Raw genomic sequence first — 6,743 nt, 5'->3', positions numbered from 1 at the left:
GGCCGCCCGGAGCGGGTCGCCGAGGTGCCGGGCGTGAGCAGGTCGAGGATGCGTCCGCCGAGCCGGCCGGACGTGCCGGCGTGCACGCGCCGGGCAGCCCGGCGAGCCTGACCGACCCGCCGGCCGGTGACCGGCCGGGTGAGGACCTGCACGCTGGCGTACTCGTCGCGGCCGAGGCCGACCGGTGCGCCGAGCAGTCCGCGGATCGGGTCGGCGTCGAAGCCGGTCCGGATCGGAAGGGCTTCGGAGCGCGCAAGCCGCAGCTGGCCGCCGACCGTGACAGGCCGTCGGTCGGCGCCGGGCTCGGGCAGCGGCGGCCCGGCGGCGACGGTTCGGGTGTGACAGCCGGGCCAGGCGGCTTCGATGGCGCGCTCGACGAGGCCGGGCGGGATCACGCCGGGAACCCACAGCTGCAGGGTGACGCCGTGTTCGGAGAAGCGGTACTCCCACACGAGGTGGGGCTGGCCGGCGAACCAGCGCCGCCAGCTCGGCCGCAGCAGGCCGACGAGGTTGGACCACAGCAGCGCGCCCCCGGCGGGGTCGACGGTCGGCGGGGCGAGGACGGTGACGCATCGCGCGTCGGCGACCAGCGCGGCGTGGCAGCGGTGCCGCCACCAGCGCCGACCGAGCGCCTGCGCCGCGCCGAGGACGGCGAGTACTGGCACGACAACCGGCCCCCAGCTCAGCGCCCACCCGATCGCGGCGGCGGTGACCTGGTGGAGGGCTGTCCAGGGGTCGGTCAGGTAGCTTCCGATCCAGCCCTGATGGAGATTGATCATGACCATGTGGACCTCCGCAGCTGGCCGGATGCTGACGAAATTCGCTGTCTTCCGACGCCGTCGCGTCGGAGAATCCGAGGACGCAGACGATGGCTGGAAGGACGTGCAGCGTGACCCGCGCCGGCGACGATGAAGATCTTGAGCGCGTGGTGCGTCGACTGGACGCGAGCAGTGCCGAGGACGCGATGGATGCGCAGGCGGAGCTGATCTACCGCGGTCATCGTGAGACCGATGTGATCGCGCCGCTGCTGCGATGCCTGCCGACGTTGAGCCGGTACGGGCAGTTGTGCGCCATCGAGATCATCGAAGAACTCGGCGACCCCCGCGCCGCACAGCCCTTGATCAGCCTGCTGACCAGTGAGCACGACACCGTGCGGGAGTGGGCCGCGCTCGCCCTCACCGATTTCCCCGTGCCTGAAGCCGTTCCGGCTTTGCGGCAGGCCTATCAAGCCTGCCGGAGCCGCGGCGTCCGTCCGGATTGGAGCGAACCGACCGGCATGCGCTTCGCGCTGACCGCTCTCGGCGCGCGGAAACCCGTCGTCCCGCCCTTGACGGCGGAGCTCCGGATCACCACGTCCGACGGCGCCGAGGCGTGGCCGTCGACCCGGCTGCTCGACGTGCTCGACGACCTCGCCGCCCACGACCAGGCGACGCTTTACTTCCAGCTCTGGCAGGTCGCATCCGACCCGAGGCGCGGGATGTCGGTTCCGGACATCGAACCGGAGCTCGACCTCGCGCAGCCCTGGTCCGCGTTGGTCGACGATGCTCATCGCCGAGCCGTCACCATCGCCGCCGGCGCGGCGCTCAAGGCCGACGTGGTCGCGACGATCGAGTGGATCGACGAGTCCGACCGCTGAATCACCGCGCAGGTTTGTCATAGCTCGACCCAATCCGGGTTCGATCCCGAGTCCTGCAGGCCTGCCAGGAACTCGGGGTCGGTGGTGACCAGGACGTCCTCGGCCGGTGAGGCGAGGGCCTGGAAAGCGACCCATTCGGTGCCGGAACCGAGCAGGCCCTGGCCGCGGTCGGCGGTGAGCAGGAACTGGCGCTGCCCTTCGGACAGGTTGAAGGTCGCCGCGATGCCGTCGATCGCCTGCGGGGACTGGCGCAGCAGCACAGTGGTGGCGGCGTTGGCCACGATTGCGCGGCCGAGGTCGCTGCCCAGCACGTCCTCGATGTCCTGGGTCGCGACCGTGAGTCCGGCCCAGTGCTTGCGGAAGGTCTTCGACATCCGGAAGAGGAACTTCGCGCCTTCGGGCGACTGCATCAGCAGCCACGCCTCGTCGACGACCACCAGCCGGCGCCGGCGGTCGGCCGGGTTGGAGACCCGCCGCCAGATCGCGTCGAGGGTCAGCAGCGTCCCGATTGCCTTGAGCTCGTCGGGCAGGTCCCGCAGGGAGAGCACGACGAAGTGACCGTCGGGCGCCGTGGTCGTGGGACCGGAAAAGAGGTCCGCGAACGCACCGTCGACGAACGGGTGCAGCCGGGCGGCGAGGTCCGCGGCCACATCGTCTCCACCGGCGGCGAGGGTGTCGCGCAGGTCCCGCATCAATGGCGCGGGCCGCGTCCACGTGCGCGAGTCGGTGGTGATGCCGACACTGGCGTAGGTCGCGATGATGGCAGTGTCGAGGACCGCGCGTTCACCGGCGGTCAGCTCGGTGCCGAGGCACACGGCGAGCACCGTCTGCAGGAACAGCGCGCGCCGGGTCAGCGCGTCGCTCGGTGCGGTCCGCCGGCCGGACGCCGTGACGTGGATCGGCAGGTCGAAGGGGTTGAGCCGGACGCCGCCCGCTCCGAGGTGAACGTAGGCGCCGCCGACCTGCGCGGCGAGCCGGGCGTACTCGTCTTCAGGATCGATGACGAACGCCTGGACGTCGCGGTAGAGGCTGCGCAGCGTCTCGAGCTTGACCAGATAGGACTTTCCCGACCCGGAACGGCCCAAGACGACGGAGTTGTGGTTGTCGCACGCGAACCGGTCCCAGTGCACGAGCCCTTGGGAGCCGACGTTGTAGCCGTAGAGCACCCCACTCGGCGCGGTCGACGTCGGATCCACCGGCGGCAGGTCCGGGGAGGTGAACGGGAACGCCGCTGACACGGCCGCGGTGTCGAACGTCCTCTTCAGACCCAGGGAGTCAAGGCCGAGAGGCAGCGTGGTGACCCAGCCCTGCAACGACCGGTACGTCGCCGGCTTGGCGTCCAGCAGCAGCGACGCGCACAGCGACCGCAGCGCCGAGACTTCCTCGGCGAGCGTCTCCTCGTCGGGTGCGTGAAGGGTCAGGTAGAGCCCGAACTTGAACAGCCTGCCTTCGCCGCGGGCGATCCGCCGCGAGAGGTCGGCGGCGTCCTCGGCCGCCGCGTCGAGATCCGGATCGTCGAGGTGGTCGTGACGAGCGTGGTGGCGGCGAGAGGACTCGAGACGGGCCCGTTGTTTCTTCAGGCCGCTGGCCGCGGTCGCCGGGTCGACCGGTTGGACGTGGACGGAGACGTCGAGCCGGGCAGGGTAAGTCAACAACGGTGCAAGCCAGCCGGGGTAGACCTCCTGCGGGTAGCCGGTGACGCCGAACGAGGCGACCCATTCGTTGCCGACCTCGAGGTGTCGGGTGCCGACCGACAGCGCGTCCGGAGTGAATGCTCCAGCTGACGGACCACTGGGTTGGGTGCGGGACATCGAGTCACCTACCTTCGGTCTCGTAGTCGTCGAGGTCGTCGTCGGTGCCGGCGGTCGCGGTGACGATGTCGTCGGCACCGGCGAGTGCGGCCGAGGGCGGCAGGAACGTGTCGGGGTTGCAGGCGGCAGCTAGAACGCGGGTCGCGGTCGTGGCGTCGAGGGCGGTGACGGTGATGCCGGCGGGGGTGAGCAGCTCGATGGCTTCGTTGAGCAGCCGCGTGAGCCGCTGTTCGGCGGCGTGGCGCGCCGCGGGATCGACTTCGCGCGCCGGGGCATCGCGTCGGAGGTGCGACAGCACCGAACTCGTGCTCGCGGCGACCGTGGGGCGGGTCGGTTCGCGCAGCACCAGGAGCACCTGGCGGCGCAGCAGATCGGCGTGCTGGGTGAGCTGGGCGAGGTAGTCCGCGTGGTCCCGTGCGGCGGCTTCCAACGCCGGGTGCGGCAGCCCGCCGGCCCGGTCGTGGAGGTCGGCGATCTGCGGTGCGAGGTCGAGGCGTTCGGCGCGGACGAGGAACTGCACCGGCGCGGTCAGCGAGTGCAGGTACCGCCCGAACGACGCGACGAGCGCTTCCTGCTCGCCGGGCGTGCGCAGGGAGAAGTTGACCGTCGAGCACGCGGCGATCACCGCCAGCCCGTCCGGCCCCAGATCTACGACGCCGGCGGTGCTCCCGTTCGTGACGCCGCGAGCAGGCAGCTGCAGCGGCGTCGGCGCGACGTCCTCGCGCGACCGCCGCCCGTGCGCGGTGGCGGCGGTGAGCCATTCCGGCGCCGGCTGGACGCCCTCGGGCGCGGAGACTTGGTGACCAGGTGTGCGGCGCTGCCGGATCGCGGCCAGCAGGAGCCGGTCCAGCGCCACGCCGTCGCGGCGGCCGAGCGCGATCACCGTGACGGCCAGCCCGACCGGTATCGCGACGAGCAGGAACAGCGGCAGCGGCAGGACGCTGCGGGTGGCGCCGTAGAGGGCGTAGAGCAGCAGCCCGGCGACGCCGAGGATCGTCAGCTGCCGCGCGGTCAGCGGGCCGAGCACTCGGTCGGGGCGGTCGACGTCGGCGGGAATGCGCACGGGACGGGACATGACGGCGGTACCTCACTTCGACTTCCGGCGGCGCCGCCGGGGCGGCAGGTCCAGTGGCAGCGGTAATTGCGTCCCGGCCGGTTTGCGCGGCGGCGTGGGCTCAGGCTCTGGTGCTGGCGCGGGTTTCGGTTGGCGGCGGAGGCCGAGGGGGAGCGGGTACTGCCCGGATGCGAGCGGCCGGTTGCCGCTGAAGGCGTCGGGAGCCGGACGTCGGTGCGCGCGGGCGCTACGGTTGAGCTGCCCCGACGGCGTGAGCAGACCCGGCCCGGTCTGTGGCGCGCGGTTGGTCCGGGCGGGGTCGCCGAGGTCGTCGGCGAGGCTTCGCCGCGCGGGGCGCGGCGGTTGCGGGGGCAGGTGGATCGGCAGCATCCCGGCGCTCGGGGCGATCAGCGCGTTCGGCAGCGTCGCCAGCGGGCGAGCGTTGCGGTTGATCCGTCCGTCCGAGGTCAGCAGGCCGGGTTGCCGGCGCGGCACGCCGGCCGCCGGGGGAGCGGCGAGGTCGTCGGCGAGGGTGCGTCGCGGTACCCGGTCCGGGTCGCGGCGCACGGTCATCGGCAGCCCGAGCTGATCGGCCGGCAACGCGTTCGGCAGATCTGTCAGCGGCAACGCACGGGGGTTGGCGCGCACGCCCGCCTCGCCGTCGCGGACGCTCGGCGTGAACAGCGACAGCTGCCCCAGCCCCGGGCCGCGCCCGTCGAGCGCGTCTGCCCGCGCAGGTTCGTCCCAGCCGCGTCGCGGAGTCGGGAACGGCCTCGCGACGCGACGCGTCCGCATCGGCAGCATGAACTGCCCCGACCGCGTCGCGGGCGGATCCGCCGGCGGCCCGAGTGCGCCGGCGCGAGGTCGTCCGTTGCCTTTGCTGGCCGCGCCGGCGCCGGCCAGCAGGCCCATCGTCTTGTACGCGATCACGCCACGAGCGAGGCGACCGAGCATCGAGCCGCGGCCGGAACGCAGCGGGGCGAGGAACCAGAACGGGATCTTGATCAGCACGTACATCAGCGCGATGCACAGCAGCAGGTTCACCAGCGCCGAGATCGACGGCCCGAAGATCGTGAACCCGCCGGGGGCGAAGAAGACCTTCACCGTGACCACCAGCGTCAAGGACTGCCCGACCTGGATCGCCAGTACCCCGCCGACGCCTTTCCACCAGAGGTAGGCGATGCCTTCGATGTGGGGGAGGGCGTGGCACATCAACGCGATCGGCGCGCCGGCGATCAGCAGGATCGTCACGATCACCCGCACGACGAACACCACAAGCAGCACCAGCAGCATCGCCACCAGGCCAAGCCCGAGGACGCCGAGGAACAGGCCGCCGCCGTGCAGCGAGCCCTGCACCATGGTGATCAAGCTGCGGGTCATCGCGGCCGGATCGGTGCCCTCGCCCAGCACCGCGGCGGAGAGGGCGTTGGCAATCTGGATGCCCTTGGTCGCCAGAAATAACGACAGCGTCCCGGCGAGAAATCCGACCATGAGCCGGGGTGCGAGTTCCTTGACTGTGTAGCGGGCCTGCAGCGTCTGGTATCCCATGATGATCAACCCGGCCAGCAGCACCAAGATCACGTAGGCGGTGAGCAGGATGTGCCACGAGCCGGTCCAGGCGGCGCCGAGCCCGGGCAGCTGGTCCGGCTCTGGGGTAGTCAGCAGCGTCTTGCCGAGCAGGTCCAGCAAAGGGTTCAACCCGGCCGCGACGACCGCGGCGAACAACGCGCTCGCGGCGACGATCATGCACCCGGTGAGGCTCGTCAGCCCGCATTCCGCGGCGTCGCCGCCGGCACCGTCGGGTACCGGCGCCGGCGGCACGGTGCTCGGGACGAGCGCGGAGGGCTGTGGGATGCAGTTCGGGCCCCGACACGGTGCGGTGCTGTCGGCTGGGGCCGCGCAGTCGGGTGCCAGGGAGCCGGGGAAGCACGACGGTGGAACCGGCAGCGCGGTGATCGGCGGCAACGGGACTGTCGGAATCGGCGGAATCGCGCTTGCGCTCGGCAGGTGACACGCCGGTTCCGCTGAATCGGGTGCGCAACTTGGGTTGGGCGGCAGCGGCAGCGGTGGTTGGGCGTGATCGAGCGTGGCTGCGTGCCGCGGACCGGTCGCGGCCGAGCTGGAGGCGACCCCACCGACCGCGGTCACCAGCAGCACCGCCAAAACGACAAGCCAGCGAGTGCGGCGTCCACCACGAGACGGTCGACGGGTTTCGTCCGAGCAGTCCGGCGCGATCATGCGG

Annotated in this window: 4 protein-coding genes and 1 pseudogene; 1 reads left to right on the top strand and 4 read right to left on the bottom strand. The window is 71.8% G+C overall.

Features of this window, described 5'->3' with window-relative positions; genetic code table 11:
* Positions 1-779 (bottom strand): annotated as a pseudogene (locus ACGFMK_RS20475) (type VI secretion protein); the annotation flags it as partial.
* Positions 780-889: 110 nt separating this feature from the next.
* On the opposite strand from ACGFMK_RS20475, the gene ACGFMK_RS20470 reads away from it, so the two are divergent.
* On the top strand, positions 890-1,636 hold the full coding sequence (locus tag ACGFMK_RS20470) for a HEAT repeat domain-containing protein (protein WP_392765244.1): 747 nt from the start codon (positions 890-892) through the stop codon (positions 1,634-1,636).
* Between the two features lie 17 nt (positions 1,637-1,653).
* Here the strand turns inward: ACGFMK_RS20470 and ACGFMK_RS20465 are convergent, their stop codons facing one another.
* The 3 genes from ACGFMK_RS20465 to ACGFMK_RS20455 are packed head-to-tail and all read right to left on the bottom strand — an operon-like array spanning position 1,654 to position 6,739.
* Positions 1,654-3,447: a VirB4 family type IV secretion system protein gene (locus ACGFMK_RS20465; protein ID WP_392765241.1), complete on the bottom strand. Its 1,794-nt coding sequence runs from the start codon at positions 3,445-3,447 to the stop codon at positions 1,654-1,656.
* 4 nt (positions 3,448-3,451) lie between these two features.
* A complete protein-coding gene (locus ACGFMK_RS20460) occupies positions 3,452-4,522 on the bottom strand; it encodes a PrgI family protein (RefSeq protein WP_392765238.1) in 1,071 nt (356 codons plus the stop codon).
* A gap of 12 nt (positions 4,523-4,534) precedes the next feature.
* Entirely contained in the window at positions 4,535-6,739 is a 2,205-nt protein-coding gene (locus ACGFMK_RS20455; protein ID WP_392765237.1) for a hypothetical protein, read from the bottom strand.
* Positions 6,740-6,743: the final 4 nt, after the last annotated feature.

Source organism: Amycolatopsis sp. NPDC049252, from assembly GCF_043197175.1.
Taxonomy (GTDB): domain Bacteria; phylum Actinomycetota; class Actinomycetes; order Mycobacteriales; family Pseudonocardiaceae; genus Amycolatopsis.
This window is presented reverse-complemented; position numbering and strand designations above follow the sequence as displayed.